General features: G+C 71.6%; 12 protein-coding genes and 1 pseudogene. 6 read left to right on the top strand and 7 right to left on the bottom strand.

Annotated elements, in window-relative coordinates:
• The first annotated feature begins 41 nt into the window (after positions 1-41).
• A complete protein-coding gene (locus ACWD5F_RS02200; protein ID WP_451250222.1) occupies positions 42-2,375 on the top strand; it encodes a SpoIIE family protein phosphatase in 2,334 nt (777 codons plus the stop codon).
• Positions 2,376-2,422: 47 nt separating this feature from the next.
• Here the strand turns inward: ACWD5F_RS02200 and ACWD5F_RS02195 are convergent, their stop codons facing one another.
• Complete coding sequence (locus ACWD5F_RS02195; RefSeq protein ID WP_401724718.1) at positions 2,423-2,857, bottom strand: cupin domain-containing protein; 435 nt, start codon at positions 2,855-2,857, stop codon at positions 2,423-2,425.
• 122 nt (positions 2,858-2,979) lie between these two features.
• A complete protein-coding gene (locus ACWD5F_RS02190) occupies positions 2,980-3,810 on the bottom strand; it encodes an aldo/keto reductase (protein ID WP_451250220.1) in 831 nt (276 codons plus the stop codon).
• A gap of 165 nt (positions 3,811-3,975) precedes the next feature.
• Here ACWD5F_RS02190 and ACWD5F_RS02185 point away from each other — a divergent pair, with 165 nt between their 5' ends.
• Positions 3,976-5,055, top strand: a complete 1,080-nt coding sequence (locus ACWD5F_RS02185; RefSeq protein ID WP_451250218.1) for a TauD/TfdA dioxygenase family protein — start codon at positions 3,976-3,978, stop codon at positions 5,053-5,055.
• 36 nt (positions 5,056-5,091) lie between these two features.
• On the opposite strand, the gene ACWD5F_RS02180 is transcribed toward ACWD5F_RS02185, so the two are convergent.
• Positions 5,092-6,120, bottom strand: coding sequence for an LLM class flavin-dependent oxidoreductase (locus tag ACWD5F_RS02180; protein WP_451250216.1), 1,029 nt, complete (start codon positions 6,118-6,120; stop codon positions 5,092-5,094).
• Between the two features lie 143 nt (positions 6,121-6,263).
• Between ACWD5F_RS02180 and ACWD5F_RS02175 the strand changes: the two genes are divergently transcribed.
• Entirely contained in the window at positions 6,264-8,543 is a 2,280-nt protein-coding gene (locus ACWD5F_RS02175; RefSeq protein WP_451250214.1) for a zinc-dependent metalloprotease, read from the top strand.
• Between the two features lie 496 nt (positions 8,544-9,039).
• On the opposite strand, the pseudogene ACWD5F_RS02170 reads toward ACWD5F_RS02175, so the two are convergent.
• The 3 genes and pseudogenes from ACWD5F_RS02170 to ACWD5F_RS02160 all read right to left on the bottom strand — a co-directional run.
• Positions 9,040-9,804, bottom strand: a pseudogene (locus tag ACWD5F_RS02170) (MHYT domain-containing protein); the annotation flags it as partial.
• Between the two features lie 132 nt (positions 9,805-9,936).
• The gene (locus ACWD5F_RS02165; RefSeq protein WP_451250212.1) at positions 9,937-10,725 is read right to left on the bottom strand and encodes an ABC transporter permease; all 789 of its coding nucleotides are present in this window, start codon (positions 10,723-10,725) and stop codon (positions 9,937-9,939) included.
• Entirely contained in the window at positions 10,685-11,575 is an 891-nt protein-coding gene (locus ACWD5F_RS02160; protein ID WP_451250211.1) for an ABC transporter ATP-binding protein, read from the bottom strand. Before ACWD5F_RS02160 ends, ACWD5F_RS02165 begins: the two co-directional genes overlap by 41 nt.
• A gap of 96 nt (positions 11,576-11,671) precedes the next feature.
• Between ACWD5F_RS02160 and ACWD5F_RS02155 the strand changes: the two genes are divergently transcribed.
• Positions 11,672-12,319: a TetR/AcrR family transcriptional regulator gene (locus ACWD5F_RS02155; protein WP_451250209.1), complete on the top strand. Its 648-nt coding sequence runs from the start codon at positions 11,672-11,674 to the stop codon at positions 12,317-12,319.
• 38 nt (positions 12,320-12,357) lie between these two features.
• Here ACWD5F_RS02155 and ACWD5F_RS02150 read toward each other — a convergent pair whose 3' ends face one another.
• On the bottom strand, positions 12,358-13,383 hold the full coding sequence (locus ACWD5F_RS02150) for an Lrp/AsnC family transcriptional regulator (RefSeq protein ID WP_401724696.1): 1,026 nt from the start codon (positions 13,381-13,383) through the stop codon (positions 12,358-12,360).
• Between the two features lie 115 nt (positions 13,384-13,498).
• Between ACWD5F_RS02150 and ACWD5F_RS02145 the strand changes: the two genes are divergently transcribed.
• Positions 13,499-15,082, top strand: coding sequence for an AbgT family transporter (locus ACWD5F_RS02145; RefSeq protein ID WP_451250207.1), 1,584 nt, complete (start codon positions 13,499-13,501; stop codon positions 15,080-15,082).
• A 94-nt stretch (positions 15,083-15,176) separates the two neighbouring features.
• On the top strand, positions 15,177-16,361 hold the full coding sequence (locus tag ACWD5F_RS02140; RefSeq protein WP_451250205.1) for a M20 family metallopeptidase: 1,185 nt from the start codon (positions 15,177-15,179) through the stop codon (positions 16,359-16,361).
• Positions 16,362-16,376: the final 15 nt, after the last annotated feature.

Below are 16,376 nucleotides of genomic sequence, written 5' to 3'. Positions count from 1 at the left end.
TTCGGTTGTACCGGTGGGACAAAGCAACCATCCTGAGGGATATGGAGCACGCGTCCGCGGCTGCGGCGATCGTCGATGCCCGGGGCATCGTGACCGGGTGGAGCGAGGGTGCCCGGTTGCTGACGGGGTACCCCGCCGAGGAAGCCGTGGGGCGGCCGGCGCGGGAGCTGCTCGCCGAGGAACCCGCGCCCGAGGCCGTGGCCGCGTTGAACGGGACGGTCGTGCTCCGGCATCGGGACGGTTCGTCCGTGCGGATCGCGCTCAGCGCCTGCGCCGTGCTCGGCGCGGACGGCGCACCGGGCGGTCACGTGATCACGGCCCGGTCCCCGGCGCCCGCGACTCTGGCCGACCGGGCCTTCGAGCAGGCGTCCATGTCGATGTCCGTCTTCGACACCCACCAGCGCTATCTGCGGCTCAACGGCATCGCCTGCCAGGTCATGGGCGTACCGGAGGAGGCACTGCTCGGCCGGCACTTCCCCGAGACCGTCGAGGACGCCGAGCACAGCCAGGGATTCCTGAGCCATCTGCGCGAGGTGGCCGAGACCGGCAGACCGGTCCGCTACGAGAGCTACACCGGCGAGCCGTCCGGCAACCGCGAGCACTCCTGGAACATCGAGATGTGGCCCGTACGGGAGCCGTCGGGAGAGCTGACGGCGGTCGCCCTCGCGGCCTTCGACAGCAGCGAGCAGTACCGGGCCCGGCAGCGGCTGGCCCTGCTGAACGAGGCGGCCACCTCCATCGGCACCACCCTGGACGTGGTGCGCACGGCCGAGGAACTTGTGGAACTCCTCGTGCCCCGGTACGCCGACTTCGCCAGCGTCGATCTGCTCGACTGGGTCCTCGGGGCGGACGAACCCCCCGAGGTGCCCGACGGCGAGGTCGTGCTGCGGCGGGTCGCCCACGGCTCGGTCACCGAGGGCACGCCCGAGGCCGTCGTGCACCTGGGCGAGGCGGACGTCCATCCCGCCGCCTCGCCGCCCGTGCGGGCGCTGCGGGAGGGGCGGGCGGTGATCAGCCAGGCGGGCGAGCCGGAGTTCGTGGGCTGGGTCGCCCAGCGCAACGCGCAGGAACCCGCCGGACGGCGTTACCGCGAAGGCGTCCACTCCATGCTCGCGGTGCCCCTGCGCGCCCGCGGCACCACGCTGGGCGTCGCCGTCGGCGTCCGCATCGGCCATCCCGACGACTACGTGGCCGACGACGGCGTCCTGGCCGAGGAACTCGCCAGCCGGGCCGCCGTCTGCGTCGACAACGCCCGCCGCTTCGCCCGCGAACGCACCATCGCGCTGGCCCTCCAGCACAGCCTGCTGCCCAGGGGCCTGCCCGGACAGGCGGCCGTCGAGGTGGCCCACCGCTATCTGCCCTCCGGATCCCTGGCCGGCATCGGCGGCGACTGGTTCGACGTGATCCCGCTGTCCGGCAGCCGGGTCGCCCTGGTCGTCGGTGACGTGGTCGGCCACGGCATCGCCTCGTCCGCCACCATGGGCCGCCTGTGCACGGCCGTGCGCACCCTCGCCGACGTGGACCTCCCGCCCGACGAACTGCTGACCCACCTCGACGACCTGGTCACCCACCTGGGCTCGGACGAGGCGGGCGACGAGGTCGCCGAACTCGGGGCGACCTGTCTCTACGCCGTCTACGACCCGGTGTCGCGCCGTCTCACCCTCGCCGCCGCCGGCCATCCACCGCCCGCGGTCCTGTTGCCCGACGGCACCGCGCACCTCGTGGAGATGACCGCGGGACCGCCGCTCGGCGTCGGCGGTCTGCCCTTCGAGTCGGTCGAACTGGAGCTGCCCGAGGGCTCCGTCGTCGCCCTCTACACGGACGGTCTGATCGAGGACCGGGACCGGGACGTCGACCACGCCACCGCCGAACTGTGCCGCGCGCTCAGCGCCCGCACCGACACCCTCGACACTCTCTGCGACACCGTCCTGAAGGCCGTCCTGCCGGAGGAGCCCGGCGACGACGTGGCTCTCCTCGTCGCCCGCACTCGCGCCCTGGGCGCCGACCGGATCGCCACCTGGGACATCGAACCGGACCCCGCCCAGGTCGCCGCCGCCCGGCAGGCCGCCACCGAACAGCTGACGGCCTGGGGCCTGGACGAGGCTGCCTTCGTCACCGAACTCGTCGTCAGCGAACTGGTCACCAACGCGATCCGGTACGGCACAGCGCCCGTCCAACTCCGTCTGATCCGCGACCGCACCCTCATCTGCGAGGTCTCCGACGGCAGTTCCACCTCGCCGCACCTGCGCCGGGCGCACGCCTTCGACGAGGGGGGCCGCGGACTGCTGCTGGTCGCCCAGCTCACCCAGCGCTGGGGCAGCCGGCAGACCGGCAGCGGCAAGACGATCTGGGCCGAACAGCCGCTGCCGGACTGATCATTGACCGATTGGTCATCGGCCGACCAGGTCATCGGCCGACCTGATCACTCGAACGAGCAGCCCGGGTTCGGCACGTCCTCGGAGAACGGCGCGCCGTGCGGCAGGACGTAGAGCACGTCCAGCACCAGCGGCTTGGTGCCCTCGTTGCGGCCGATGTGCACATCGCTCGGGCCGCCCGGCTCACGGACGGTGGTGCCCTTGCGGTACACGCCGTCCTGGGCGCAGTCCGAGTGGTAGTGCGTGAGCGTGCCCTGCTGCACGAAGCCGTAGACCGGGCCGTCGTGGTAGTGCCAGCCGGTGGCCTGGCCCGGCGGAACGGTGATCTCCCGCAGGACGTAGTCGGTGTCCCCGACGGTGGTCTGGCTGATCAGCCGCGCGGTCACCCCCGGGCCCGGCGGGGTGGCGCCTGCGGAGCCGCAGGTCAGGACAGTGCCGGAGACGACCGCCCCGACGACGGCGGTACGGAGCGCGTTGCGCATGCGGAGACCTTCCAGGACGAGGGACGAAGATCGGGTACCGCCGTGAACATAGGGGCCCGGAACGGCGGTTGGGGCCCGAATGATCGAAGTCGGCGTGGAATCGGCGGTACCGCCCTCGCGGTTCAGAACTCCTCGTGCACCTCGGGATCCCCGCCCAGCCGCCGGTGGGCGCGGTCGGCAATGGCGTGCAGCTGGGCCTCGCCCAGGGTGAACCCGAAGATGTCGAGGTTCTCGCGCTGCCGCTGGGGGTCGGCCGACTTCGGGATCGGGACCGCGCCCAACTGCGTGTGCCAGCGCAGGACCACCTGGCCGGGCGTCACGCCGAAGGCCTCGGCGACAGTGATGACGACCGGGTCCTCGAGCAGGCTCGAACCGCGGCCGAGCGGGCTCCAGCTCTCGGTGACGATGCCCTTGGCCGTGCCGAACGCGCGCAGCTCCTCCTGCGGGAGGAACGGGTGCAGCTCGATCTGGTTCACGGACGGCAGGACCCCGGTCTCCTTCTCCAGCCGCTCGATGTGCTGCGGCGTGAAGTTGGAGACGCCGATCGAGCGGACCAGACCGTCCTCGCGGAGCTTGATCATGGCGCGCCAGGAGTCGACGTACTTGTCGACGCGGGGCAGCGGCCAGTGGATCAGATACAGGTCCACGTACTCCAGGCCGAGGCGCCGACGGGACTCCTCGAAGGACGTGAGCGTCTCCTCGTACCCGTGGTGGCGGCCCGGCAGTTTCGTCGTCACCACCACCTCCTCGCGGGGGATTCCGCTGCGGGAGACACCGAGGCCCACTCCGGACTCGTTGCGGTAGTTGGTGGCCGTGTCGACCAGGCGGTAGCCCAGGCCGAGGGCCTCGGAGACGGCGCGTTCCGCCTCGGCGTCGCTCATCGGCCAGGTACCGAGGCCGACGGCGGGGAGCGTGGTGCCGTCGTTGAGCGTGTGCGTCGGGATGCTGATCACCGTGGGGCCTTTCCTCGACTGTGTCGTACCTCCACCCTTACGGATGCCCCGCGCGGCGATCAACCGGACGGCACCGTCGCCACGCGCGGCAAAGGCTGACACGATCTTCCTGGGACTCCTCCTGGGGTTCTCCCCGGGAGCCGCCGGACGACCATCGGAGTGCGTATGACATCAGGGCGGGACATGGCGGGACAGGCCGCGAAGATAGGAGCCGCGAGGGCCGGGGCCCCGGGGATCGAAGCCGCCGAGGCCAGAGCTGCGGAGAGCAGGGCCTCAGGGACCGGAGCTTCCGGAGTCGCGGAGATCGGGGCCGCCGGGATCGAGGTGCGTCCGGTCGCCGGGCACATCGGTGCCGAGATCGGCGGCGTCGATCTGGGCGGTGATCTCGACGACGCCGTGGTCGCCGCGATCCGGGCGGCGGTGCTGCGCTGGAAGGTGGTGTTCTTCCGGGGGCAGCGGCTGGACCACGCGGGGCACGTCGCGTTCGCACGGCGCTTCGGGGAGCCCGTGGTGCTGGGCAGGCGCGGGAGCGCCTCGCCGCCGGACTTTCCCGAGGTGGAGACGACCGCCGACCGGCTGGAGCTGGGCGGGAAGTTCGGGATGGAGCACGACGAGTGGCTGCAACGCCGCCGGCACACACTGCTGCGCGGCTGGCACTGCGACCACGGCGCCCGCGTCGACCCGCCGGCGGCGACGATCCTGCGCGCCGAGACCGTACCGCCCTACGGGGGCGACACGACGTGGTCGAACCTGGCCGCCGCGTACGCCGGACTCTCCGGCCCCGTACGGGAGTTCGTGACCGGACTGCGGGCGGAGCACCGGCTGGGCGTCGGTTACCAGCCGAGGCCCGGTGACGACTCGTACGTACGTCATCTGCTGGACCACCAGGTCGCGTCCGTGCACCCGCTGGTGCGGGTCCACCCGGAGACGGGGGAGCGGGTGCTCTTCGTCAACGGCTACTACCTGGAGCAGATCGCCGACATCTCCCGGCCGGAGAGCGCCGCGATCCTCGACATGCTGCTCGAGCAGGCGACCCGGCCCGAGTACACCGTCCGGTTCCGCTGGGAGCCGGGCAGCGTGGCCTTCTGGGACAACCGGGCCACCATCCACCTCGCCCCCAGCGACAACGCGCACCTCGGCCACCCCCGGATCATGCACCGGGTGATGCTCACCGGTGACGTGCCCGTCGGCGTGGACGGCAGGCCGTCCCAGGCGGTGGTGGGCACGGAGCCCGGCCGCTGGTGACGTGATGGCGAGCGGGGTGGGTCGCCGGCCGATCGGTCACCCGGCGGGCCGCCAGCCCAGCGCCGGGCCCAGCTTCGTCGCCATGTCGGTCAGGATCTGTACGTAGTCCTCGTGCTCGAAGGTGAACGGCAGCGCGAACGCGACCTCGTCGACCTCGCGGAACGCGGCGTGCGCGTGGAGCTGTTCGGCGATCTCCTCGGACGTGCCGACGATGTCCGGCGCGAACAGCAGCCGCGCCGGCCCCTGCGGTGACGTGGTGCGCGGGGTGCGCTTGGCCACGAACTCCAAGTATTTCGCCCGCTGTTCGGGCGACGCGGAGTCGGTGGGGATGACGACGAGGCCGTGCGAGACGCGGGCCGCGTCGCCGTCCGGGTGGTGGGCGCGGAAGGCCCGGATGAGGGCTAGCTGGATCTCGGCGAAGTCCCAAGGCCCCTGCTCCGCTTCGGCCTTGACGACGCTGCTCGTCAGGAAGTTCATCCCGTTCTCGCCGGCCCACTGCGCCGAGCCCAGGCTCCCGCCGCCGTACCAGAGGCGCCGGCCGAGGCCGGGGGAGTGCGGCTGCACCCGGTCCGAGAACACCTCGAAGCCCTCGACGCCACCGGAGTCGGTGGCCGGCTTGCCGCGGACGAAGTCCACGAACCTGCGCACCCGCTCGTAGCTGAAGTCCTCGACGTCGGCCGTGTCCGGGTAGAGCGCCTCCTTGACCCGGTCGAAGTGCATCGGCGGGCCGACGCTCACGCCCGGGTTGACGCGCCCGCCGGACAGGATGTCGACCGTCGCCAGATCCTCCGCGAGCCGCAGCGGGTTCTCCCAGCCGAGCGGGGTGACCGCCGTGCCCAGCTCGATCCGACTGGTGCGCTGCGAGGCGGCCGCCATGATCGCGACGGGGGAGGAGATGCCGTACTGGAGATGGCGGTGGCGCAGCCACGCGCTGTCGAAACCGAGGCGTTCGCCCAGTTCGATGATCTCCAGCGTGGACTCGTGGCCCTTGCGCGGATCGGCCTCGTCGAACAGACCGATGGTCAGGAAGCCCAGCTTGCGCAAGGGGCGTGAGGTCGGCGGCACGGGCTCCTCCGTCGTTCTTCGATCATGTCCGGACGGCAGTGCCAACCGGATCGTCCTACGAAGTGTTCCCGCTGTTCCCGCCCGGCGCCCGGCGAACCGTGCCTGAAAGGATCACGTCGAGACCTCTCCGCGAAAGGGCACGCATGCCGGCCGACTTCATCGACCTCGTCACCGACGCCGAACTCCCGGACGACCGGCTGCTCCTGGGCATCCGCCACTTCGACGAGCCCTTCCTGCTGACCGTCTCCCTCTCCCAGGGGCTCGGCTCCAGCGAGCTGTGGCTGGACCGGGGCCGGGCGGGCAAGGCGAGACTCGCGGAGTTCCGGCGGACCGGCGACCGGGTCCTGTTCGTCGTACGCAACAAGCACTTCCTGACCTCGGGCGACGCGGCCGCCGTGCGTGCGGGCCAGGAGTCCTTCGCGCTGTCCGTGGTGTGGAGCGGCCCGGTGCTGCGTGAGGAGGACGGCGCGGCCGTCGTGGACGCGACCGGCCTCGTCCTCGCCGACCACGACCGGATCGCCGAGCACCTGCACGAGAAGGAGCAGGGGGAGTACGCCGTCGACGAGTCGCTGAGCCTCCCGCTCGTCGCCGACAGCCGCACCGGCCCCACTGGCATCCGACTGCCGGCGCTCCTCACCCTCCGCGGTCCCGGGCGCGGCGCCGCGATCCGTGCGGTCGCCGCCGACCCCCGTGCAGTGACGGTCGTGCAGCAGCTCAACCTGATCCGGCTGCCCGCCGACCCGATGCCGGTACGCCGCTTCCATCCCGCCTCCGGCGGCTACGGCGTCGGACACGCCGACCACGGCCGCGTCGGACTGGCCGACACGCAGGTCAAGGTCCAGCCCCGGTTCCGCGTCGGCCCGGGCACCGCCCCCATCGTGTTCCAGGTCGACCCGGCCGTCCCCGAGCCCTTCCGGTCGGCCGTGATCGAAGGCGGCAACTGGTGGCGGGACGCGTTCGCGGCGATCGGCCTGCCCGACGCCTACCGCGTCGAGGCGGGCGGAGACGACTTCGACCCGTACGAGCCGGGTGTCAACGGCGTGGTGTGGGTGCACCGGGCCGGTCGCGGCTGGTCCCTCGGTCAGGGGCTGACCGACCCGCGCACCGGCGAGATTCTGCACGCCCGGGTACGGCTCGGCTCCCAGCGCGTCGAGCAGGTCCGCGCCCTCGGCGAAGCCCTGCTGGCCCCTTACGGCCACTCCGACGAGGCCGAACGCCTCGCCGCCGTCGAGGAGTTGGTCCTCGCCCGACTGCGCCACCTCGCCGCGCACGAGATCGGCCACGCCCTCGGGTTCATGCACAACTTCGCCAGTACGACCCACCCGAAGCCGTCGGTCATGGACTACCCGCATGCCCGGATCCAGGTCGGCGTGGACGGCCGCGTCGACCTGTCCGCCGCCTACACGACGGGACTCGGGCCGTGGGACCACTTTCTCGTCGCCCACGCCTACGGGCAGTTTGCGGACGAGGATGCCGAACTCGCCCGGCTGCGCTGCGAGTCCGCCGCACTGGCCTATGTTTCCGACGACGACGGCCAGGGTCCGCACGTCGCCCATGCCGACGGCGTGCCCTGGGTGACGGCCGACCATCCACTCCAGGCCCTGGAGACGATGACGCGCGTTCGCCGCGTGGCGCTCGACGGGTTCTCACGCGGGGTGCTGCCGCCCGAGCGGCAGACTGGTGAACTGGAGGAGCGGTTCGCGCTGTTGTATCTCCTGCACCGGCACGAGGTGGCCGCGGTGGCGCGGCTGGTCGGGGGAGTGTGGTACGCGTACGGCCTCGCGGGGGACGGGACTGCCGCGAGCCGGGGTACGGAGGTGGTCGAGGCCGCCACCCAGCAGCGGGCGCTCGCCAAGCTGGCCTCGCTCCTGCGCGCCGAGCAACTCTCGCTACCTGACGCCGTGTTGGACACCCTCACCCCGCCTGCCATCTGCTACGGGCGTACCGACCAGTACCTCGACACGGGCGCGGGGCGGATCTTCGACCCCCTCGGAGCGGTCGGCGCCGCCGTCACCCTGGTCACCGAACAGCTCCTGGAACCGGCCCGGTTGAACCGCCTCGCTTGGCAGCACGCCACCTACCCCGGCGTGCCGGGCGTCACCGACGTGGTCGACGCGCTGCTAGCCACCACCTGGCTCCGCGGCGATCCGGTCCCGACGGCGCCGCGCGGAGGTGAGGCGGTGCAGCGCACGGCCGGCTGGACGCTCCTCAACCACCTGCTGACCGTGGTCCGGGACGGTGCCTTGCACGCCACTGCCCGGACGGAACTGCGCCCCGCCCTGCGCCGGTTCGCCGAGGAGGCGGGCCGACGGGACGACGACGGCGCGCGTGAGGCCGCCGACCTGATCGGCCGTTTCCTGTCCGACCCCGGCTCGGTCCGGCTCGATCCGCTGCCGCGGGTGCCGCCCGGTGCGCCGAACTGACGTTGCCGGGTGGGTGGGTGGCTGCCGACAGGCTGCTGGGTTCGGCGGCCTACCACTCCTGGGCGCGCGGCGGGGCCGGGCGGGGCGCCTGTTGCGGGGGACCGTAGGGTCCCTGCGCCGGGTTGGCGGGCGGTGGTGCCTGCCGACGTGCGGTTGTCGGCGCGGGTTTGGGCTCGGACGTGGTCCGGAGCGGTCGCGGGGGCCGTTCCGCGCGGGCGCCGGTGGAACGTCCGGAGCCGGACTCCGTGAGACGTCCGGGGCCTGCCCCGGGAGGTTCCGGGGGACGTCCGGTCGAGCCCCGGGACGGATCCCGGCGCCGTCCTCCGGCGGCGGTGGCCGCGGAGATGTCCCGAGACTGCCAGGACGGGGAAGCCGGCGCGTCCGGGCGAGGCCGTGCAGCAGCGGCGGACCGGTCGAGGAAGGTGCCGCGGGAGCGCGCACCGGGCCCGACGGCAGGGTCACCCGCTTCGGACGTCTTCGTGGCGGGGCGTCGGGACGAGGCGGACGGGCCCCGGTTCCACTCGCCGTCGCCGAGCACCAGCAGCGGGTCGAACATGACCACCACGCCGGCCAGCAGCAGGAAGACCGCTGGTCCCAGGAGCATCGGGAGCAGTAGCGAAGTTGGCGAGTCGCCCGAGTACGCCCCGTTGCCGTTGTTGTGCACATGGACGGCCACGGCGGCCATGCCCGTGTAGTGCATGCCGGACACCGCGATGCCCATGATCAGGCTGGCCCCGAGACTCGTCAGGAAGCCCCGGATGGAGACGGCGGCCCAGAGCGCGGCGGTTGCCGCGACGATCGCGATCAGCACCGACAGCCCGACCGTGACCACGTCGTACTGGATGTCCCCGTTGAGCTGCATGGCCGCCATGCCGAGGTAGTGCATCGCGGCGACCCCGAGACCGGTGATGACACCGGCGACCGCCAGTGTCGTCCGGCCGGCGCCCAGATAGCCGACGATGAACACGCCGATGGCGACCACGACGATCGCCACGCCCAGGCTCAGTACGGTCAGACCCACGTTGTAGCGGATCCCGGTCTCCTCGACCTGGAAGCCGAGCATCGCGATGAAGTGCATGGTCCAGATGCCGCAGCCGATGGACGCGGCGCCGAGCGCCAGCCAACCGGGCTTCCAGGACTCCTCGTTGAGCAGGGAGCGGACGATGCACCGCAGCCCCAGCGCCCCACCCAGGCAGGCCATCAAATAGGCCGCCACCGGGGTCACCGCACCATAGCGGAACCCGTCGATCGTGCCGTTCATGCGCCAACTCCCCCCAGAGCAAAGGCACCTTGTTGGTGAAGAGTTACGGCCACGGCCCGTTAAAGCAAGTCCTTCCTCGCAGTTCGCTGTGAACTCGCGGTCATCAGCAGCTCACTCGGGACGCACGGGGGTCTACAGCGCGACCAGCCGAGCGTTGTTGCCCCGCAGGCGTACCGAGGCCAGGGCGCCGCAGATCAACGCCGTGCCGAGGAGTGTGCCGCAGGCCGCCGCGACGGTGTGCGTGCCGCCGGCGAGGGCCGCGTGCAGGCCTCGGGTCGCCCAGTAGCCGGGGGAGGCCGGAGCCACGTCCGAGACCCAGGCCGGCAGGACGCTGAGCGGGACGAGCGCGCCACCGACACTGCTGAGCAGCATGCCGCCGACGTCGTAGGCGGCGGACAGTTCGCCCATGCTGCGCACCAGGACGCCGAGCAGCGCGCCGAGTCCGAGCAGGGCGCAGGTCCAGCACAGCAGGACGCTCAGCAGCAGGAACGGATGCGGAACGCGCAGTCCGAGGACACCCACGCCGAAGCCGACGATCAGCAACTGCTGGGCGAGCAGCGCCGCGAAGACGGGGACGGCCTTGCCGGCGAGCATCTCCGCTGGGTGGAGTGGTGTGCCGCGCAGCCGGTCCCAGGTGTGGGCGAGCCGTTCAGTGAGGATCGCGCTGCCGGAGATGCTCAGCGCGAGCAGCGAGAAGGTGACCAGTGTGCCGACGACGGCCTGTTCGGTGCCGGCCGTCCGGCCCTGTGCGGCGAGGTAGAGCGGGCGCAGCAGGGTGATGAACACCAGCGGCAGGATCATCCGGCTCAGCAGCGGGCCGGGTTCGCGCAGCATCAGCAGCGCGTTGTGGCGTATCAGGACACTTGCGCGGGCGGCGGACTCACGCGGCCGCATCGTGCGGCTCCGGGTCGGTTGGGGCATTTTGCTGCTCCGTGGATTCGAGGGACCGGTAGAGGTCGTCCAGGCTCGGGCGGCGGATGTCGACGGAGGAGGGTGTGCGGCCGGCGGCGAGCAGGGCGGCGAGATCGGCGCCGGGGTCCGTGGTCGACATCCGTAGCTCGGCTTCGGCCGGATCGGCGAACGACACCCTGAGCTCGCCGGGGAGGTGGCGGGTGAGCTCCTCCTGGGTGCCGCGCGCGATGACCCGCCCGGCCCGCGCGAGCGCCAACGTGGCGTCGAGGTCGACGAGTTCGGGCAGGTAGTGTGTCGTGTAGACCACGGCGGCACCGGCCTCGGCGCGGGACCTGACGGCGGCCAGCAGGGCTGCCCGCGTCTCCGGATCGGCCCCGGCGGTGGGCTCATCGAGCAGCAGCAACAACGGGGACCCGACCATGGCGGTGGCTGCCTGGACGCGGCGGCGCTGTCCGCCGGAGAGCACACCCACGCTCCGCTCCGTGAGAGCCGTCAGGTGCAACTCCTCCAGGACACGGGCGATCTCGGCGGCCCGGCGCCGTCCGCGCAGCCCCGCCAGTCCGGCGTACAGCCGCAGGTTCTCCCGCACGCTGACACTGCCGTACAGAGCCAACTCCTGCGGAGCCACGCCGAGTAGCCGTCGCGCGGCGCGGCCGGCCCGCAGCGCGTCGTGCGTCCCGACGAGGAGTCGGCCCGCGTCGGGACGCACGAGACCGGTGACGATCTCGACGAACGTGGTCTTGCCGGCGCCGTTGTGCCCGATCAGGCCGACGATCTCACCGGGCGCGACCGTCAGGTCGAAGCCGTCGAGCGCATGCCGTCGGCCGTAGCACTTCACCAGTCCGTCCGCGACGAGCATCTGCCCTCCAGGTGGCGTCCGACCCACAACGGATTCGACCTGCGACGGATCCGGGACACGACGCGTATACGCCGTATACGTCTACACTGTAGACCCATGAGTGGCAGACGGGAAGAGATCCTGGACGCGGCGCTGGCCATCGCCGACGAGCACGGCCTCGACGCGGTCTCCATGCGCGCACTGGCCGAGCGCGTCGGCGTGACGCCGATGGCGTTGTACCGGCACGTCAAGGACAAGGCCGAACTCCTCGACGGCATGCTCGGACGCCTGCTCGCCGCGCTGCTGCGGTCGGGCGCGATCGAGGACCTGGCCTGGGACGAGCGGCTCAACGCCCTCGCCTACGCCGTCCGGGAGGTGACCGGGCGTCACCCCTGGGCCGCGCAACTCCTCTTCGCCCGCCCCGCCGTCACGCCGGACGCCGTCCGGGCGGTGGACATCATCTACGTCGCCCTCATCGAGGCAGGCGTCCCGGAATCCGAAGTGCCCCGGCTGGAACGCCTGGTCAGCACCTTCGTGATCGGTTTCGCCGCCTCCGAGGCCTCGGGCCGTTTCTCGCCGGGAGCCGTGGACCCGCGTAGTAGACGCGGTCAGCTCCCGGACGGCGAACTCCCCGGCCACACCAGACTCGGGCCATGGCTGGACCTGCCCGTGGACCTCACCGCCGAGTTCGAGGCCGACCTTGCCGACATCCGGCGACTGGTCGTGGCGGCCGCTCGGCCGGGGGGAGCGAGCGGCGGGCTGTGACGGCCGGCTGAAGGGTGTTACGCCGGCGCCGTCGCGGATTACAGGAGCGTCGGTGCGTGGAATTCGCCGAGGCCGGAGGTCAGGTCGCGGTCCAGCCAGTAGCGGCGCGGTTCCGCGAGCATGACGTCGACGCTGACCGCGAGGAGGCCCGGGATGCCGGCCAGTTCGTGGTCGACGAAGAGCGCCAGGGCCGAGCGGTCGGTGACCAGGCCGGTGGCGAGCACGGACATGTCGCTGGCGACGTGGGCGGCCAGTCGGGTCTGGGGGAGCCGGTCGATGCGGCGCATCACGTCGGGGGTCTGACCCGGAGCCACGCGCAGCCGGAGGATGAAGGCCGTCCGGAAGCCGAGCCACTCCGACACGATCTCCAGGCGCGGTTTGACCCAGCCCTCGTCGAGGACCCGGCGGACGACGCGGTGCGCGGTGGAGGTGGCCAGGCCGGCGGTGCGGGCGATGCTCGCGGCGGACGCGCGGCTGTCCTGGAGCAGTTGGGCGACGACACTGCGTTCGCCCTCGCTGAGCGGTTTCGCGGGCGGGGTCGCGGTCGCCGTGCCCTCGGGGCGGGCGCCAGTGAGCTTCAGCAGGTCGGCGCGCTCGGTCTCCGTGAGGGACTGGGGGTCCCAGGTCCTGCCCCGGCGCAGGGTGCTGAGCGCGGGCAGGGCGTTGACGCGGCGGACCCCGGGGACGGAGAACATCCGGTCGATCGCCTCGCTGGTGGCCGCCTCGGACGGGGCGTGCACGACGGCGTAGAGCGGGTAGTCGCCCGAGATCTGCGCCAGGAGCTGGAGGTGGGGCAGGTCGCGCAGTCGGTGGAGGACGGCCAGCGGGGTCTCGCCGGTGACGTCGAGGAAGACGTGGACCGGCATGGCCGTGGAGTGCATGCCCCAGTCGGCCTGTCCGATCACACGGACCATCCGCGCCTCGTGCAACCGGTCGTAACGGCGTTTGAGCGTGCTGGCGTCGGCGGCGAGGATCTCGCCGATGTCGTCCCAGGTGGCCCGGGGTGCCAGGTGGAGCGCGCCGATGAGGCGCCGGTCGAGCTCGTCGAGGAGAGGACGGGTCATGGTGCTCCACTTTAGGGTGCCGATTAATCCCACCGTTACATCCAGGGTATAGAGAATCTCTCACTTGGATGCCATTGTTCGCAGGAACGTCCCCCCAATGCACGAAGAGGTACCGATGAGTGTCACCTCCGCTCAGCCTCAACCGCAGCCCCAGCCCCAGCCCCCGTCCCGGCCGACCGAGCCGGAGTCGAGAGCCCTGCGCATCGCGTTCCGGAGCTTCGCGGCGATCGAGAAGGTCGGCAACAAACTCCCCAACCCGTTCTGGCTGTTCTGGATCCTCGCGGGGGTCGTGATCGTCCTCAGCGCGGTACTGGCGGCGGCCGGTGTCGGCACCGTGCACCCCGGGACGCACGAGGCCATCAAGGTGCAGAGCCTGCTCAGCAAGGCCGGCCTGACGACGATGATCGAGGGGGCCGTCGACAACTTCGCGACCTTCCCGCCGCTGGCCACCATCCTCATCGTGGGCTTCGGCATCGCCGTCGCCGAGGCCAGCGGGCTGTTTACGACCATGCTGCGCCGCATGGTCGCGCGCGTGCCGGGCAGATACCTCACCTTCGCGCTGTCGATGACCGCGATGGTCGCCCACGTAGCGGGCGACGCCGCGTACGTCACCCTCATCCCGCTCGGGGCCCTCATCTACCGTGCCGCCGGCCGCAGTCCGGTGCTCGGCTGCATCGTCGCCTACGTCTCCATCTCCGCCGGTTACGACGCCTCCCCGGCGATCACCACGACCGACGTACTGCTGTCGTCGATCTCCACCGCCGCGGCGCACACCATCGACGCGGACTACGTCGTCACCCCGGTGGCCAACTACTTCTTCGCGCTCGCCTCGTCGGTCCTCGTGGCCCTGGTGATCACCCTCGTCGTCGACAAGGTCATCGCCAAACGCACGGACCTCGACCCCGACGAGCCGATCACCGCGCTCAGCGCCGAGGAACTGAAGACCATCGAGGTCACCGAGGAGCAGCGCCGCGCGCTGCGGACGACCGGCCTGGTCGCGCTCGGCTTCGTCGCGCTCCTGGCGGCGGCCCTCGTCTCCGCGTCCTCACCCCTGCGCGGCCCGGGCGGCTCCATCGTCGAATCCCCGCTGATCACCGGCATGTCGCTGGTCCTCTTCCTGTTCTTCACCCTCCTCGGCTGGGTCTACGGCCGGATCGCCGGCACCTTCCGGGCCCCGCGCGACATCGTCGACGGCCTGGTCGAGGGCACGCGCACCTACGCCCCGATCCTCGTCCTCTTCTTCGCGATCTCGCAGTTCCTCGCCTACTTCAAGTGGACGAACATCGGCAACGTCATCGCCATCGAGGGCGCGCAGACGCTGAAGGACATGCACCTGGGCGGCTGGACCGTGCTGGTCGGCATCGCCGTACTGATCACCTTCATGAACCTCGTCATCACCAGCGGCTCCGCCCTGTGGGCGCTGGCCGCGCCCATCCTCGTGCCCATGCTGATGCTCATCGGCATCGAGCCCGAGACCACCCAGGCCGTCTACCGCGTCGCCGACTCGGTCACCAACTGCGTCACCCCGATGAGCCCGTACTTCGCGATGGCCCTCGGCTTCATCCAGCAGCACAAGAAGTCCGCCGGCATCGGCACCCTGGCCTCCTTCACGATCCCGATCGCCGCCGTCGTGTGGGTCGTCTGGGTCGCGTTCTTCGTGGCCTGGTACCTGCTCGGCATCCCCTTCGGCGTCGGCTGATCCCGCACGCCCACGACAGAGCCGCCCCCACGTCTCCCTACGAGTCCCTACGAGTCCCTACGAGTCCCTACGAGTCCCTACGAGAAAGCAGACCATGACCGCTTCACCCGCAGCCGCCACCCTCACCGCCCGCGCCCAGGACGTCTCGTCGGGGATCGTCGACGACATCCTGACCCTCGTCCGCCACGAGACCGGCAGTTACGACCTCCCCGGCCTGGCGAGCGGCCTGGACCTCCTGCGCGAGCTGACCGTCGAGCGGCTTGGCCGACCCGACCACGAACAGCGCCACCCCGGCGGCGAATGCGGCGACACCCTCACCCTGACCTACGCCGGTACCGGCGCCGGGCACGTCGCGCTCGTGGGCCACTACGACACCGTATGGCCGACCGGGACCCTGGCCGGATGGGAGCAGCCGGGGCCGTCCGACGACGGGCGGGACAGGCTGAGCGGGCCGGGCATCTTCGACATGAAGACCGGTCTGGTGCAGGGGATCTGGGCCCTGAGGCTGGCGCGGGAGAGCGATGTGCCGCTGCCCACCGTCACCTTCCTCTTCAACGGCGACGAGGAGATCGGATCCCTGTCCTCGCGGCCGGTGATCGAGGAGGTCGCGCAGAAGGCCGACGTCACGCTGGTGCTGGAGCCGAGCGCCCACGGCGCGGTCAAGACCGCTCGCAAGGGCACCGGCATTTTCCAGGTCACCGCCACCGGCGTGGAGGCGCACGCAGGGCTCGCGCCGCAGGACGGGGCGAGTGCGATCACCGCGCTGTCCGAGTTCGTGGTCGCCGCCGCGAAGGTCGCCGCCCCCGAGAAGGGCACCACGATCAACACAGGCCTCTTCAAGGGCGGTTCGGCCATCAACGTCGTCGCCGGGCAGGCCACCGCCGGCGTCGACATCCGGGTCAGCAGCCAGGTCGAACAGGACCGTGTCGACGCGGAGTTGGACGCCATCGAGGTCAGCGACCCGCGCGTCCGCATCGAGATCGACCACGCCTGGAACCGGCCGCCGATGACCCTCAACGCCGCCTCCGTCCCTCTGCTCGACCTAGCCCGCGCGGTCGCCCGCGAACAAGGCCGCGACGCCCTGCGCGACACCGCGGTCGGCGGCGCCAGCGACGCCAACTTCGTCGCCGCGCTCGGCCTGCCCGTGCTGTGCGGCATGGGCGCCGTCGGCGACGGAGCCCATGCCCAGGGGGAGTTCATCTACCCGGACACCGTCCCCGGGCAGACCGCGCTGGTAGCGGGCCTGCTGGAACGGCTGGCGCAGCCGCTGCGGAGCTGAGCCCGGGGGAGACCT

It is taken from the genome of Streptomyces sp. NPDC002499 (assembly GCF_053595415.1).
Note: the sequence above shows the minus strand (reverse complement) of the source record. Positions and strands in the feature narration are given on the sequence as shown.

Excerpts from the sequence above, each read along its gene's own strand:
- ACWD5F_RS02155 (WP_451250209.1), top strand. The coding sequence starts at position 11,672 with ATGAGTGGCAGACGGGAAGAGATCCTGGACGCGGCGCTGGCCATCGCC.
- ACWD5F_RS02145 (WP_451250207.1), top strand. The coding sequence starts at position 13,499 with ATGAGTGTCACCTCCGCTCAGCCTCAACCGCAGCCCCAGCCCCAGCCC.
- ACWD5F_RS02185 (WP_451250218.1), top strand. The coding sequence starts at position 3,976 with ATGACATCAGGGCGGGACATGGCGGGACAGGCCGCGAAGATAGGAGCC.
- ACWD5F_RS02140 (WP_451250205.1), top strand. The coding sequence starts at position 15,177 with ATGACCGCTTCACCCGCAGCCGCCACCCTCACCGCCCGCGCCCAGGAC.
- ACWD5F_RS02200 (WP_451250222.1), top strand. The coding sequence starts at position 42 with ATGGAGCACGCGTCCGCGGCTGCGGCGATCGTCGATGCCCGGGGCATC.
- ACWD5F_RS02150 (WP_401724696.1), bottom strand. The coding sequence starts at position 13,383 with ATGACCCGTCCTCTCCTCGACGAGCTCGACCGGCGCCTCATCGGCGCG.
- ACWD5F_RS02175 (WP_451250214.1), top strand. The coding sequence starts at position 6,264 with ATGCCGGCCGACTTCATCGACCTCGTCACCGACGCCGAACTCCCGGAC.
- ACWD5F_RS02160 (WP_451250211.1), bottom strand. The coding sequence starts at position 11,575 with ATGCTCGTCGCGGACGGACTGGTGAAGTGCTACGGCCGACGGCATGCG.
- ACWD5F_RS02195 (WP_401724718.1), bottom strand. The coding sequence starts at position 2,857 with ATGCGCAACGCGCTCCGTACCGCCGTCGTCGGGGCGGTCGTCTCCGGC.
- ACWD5F_RS02165 (WP_451250212.1), bottom strand. The coding sequence starts at position 10,725 with ATGCCCCAACCGACCCGGAGCCGCACGATGCGGCCGCGTGAGTCCGCC.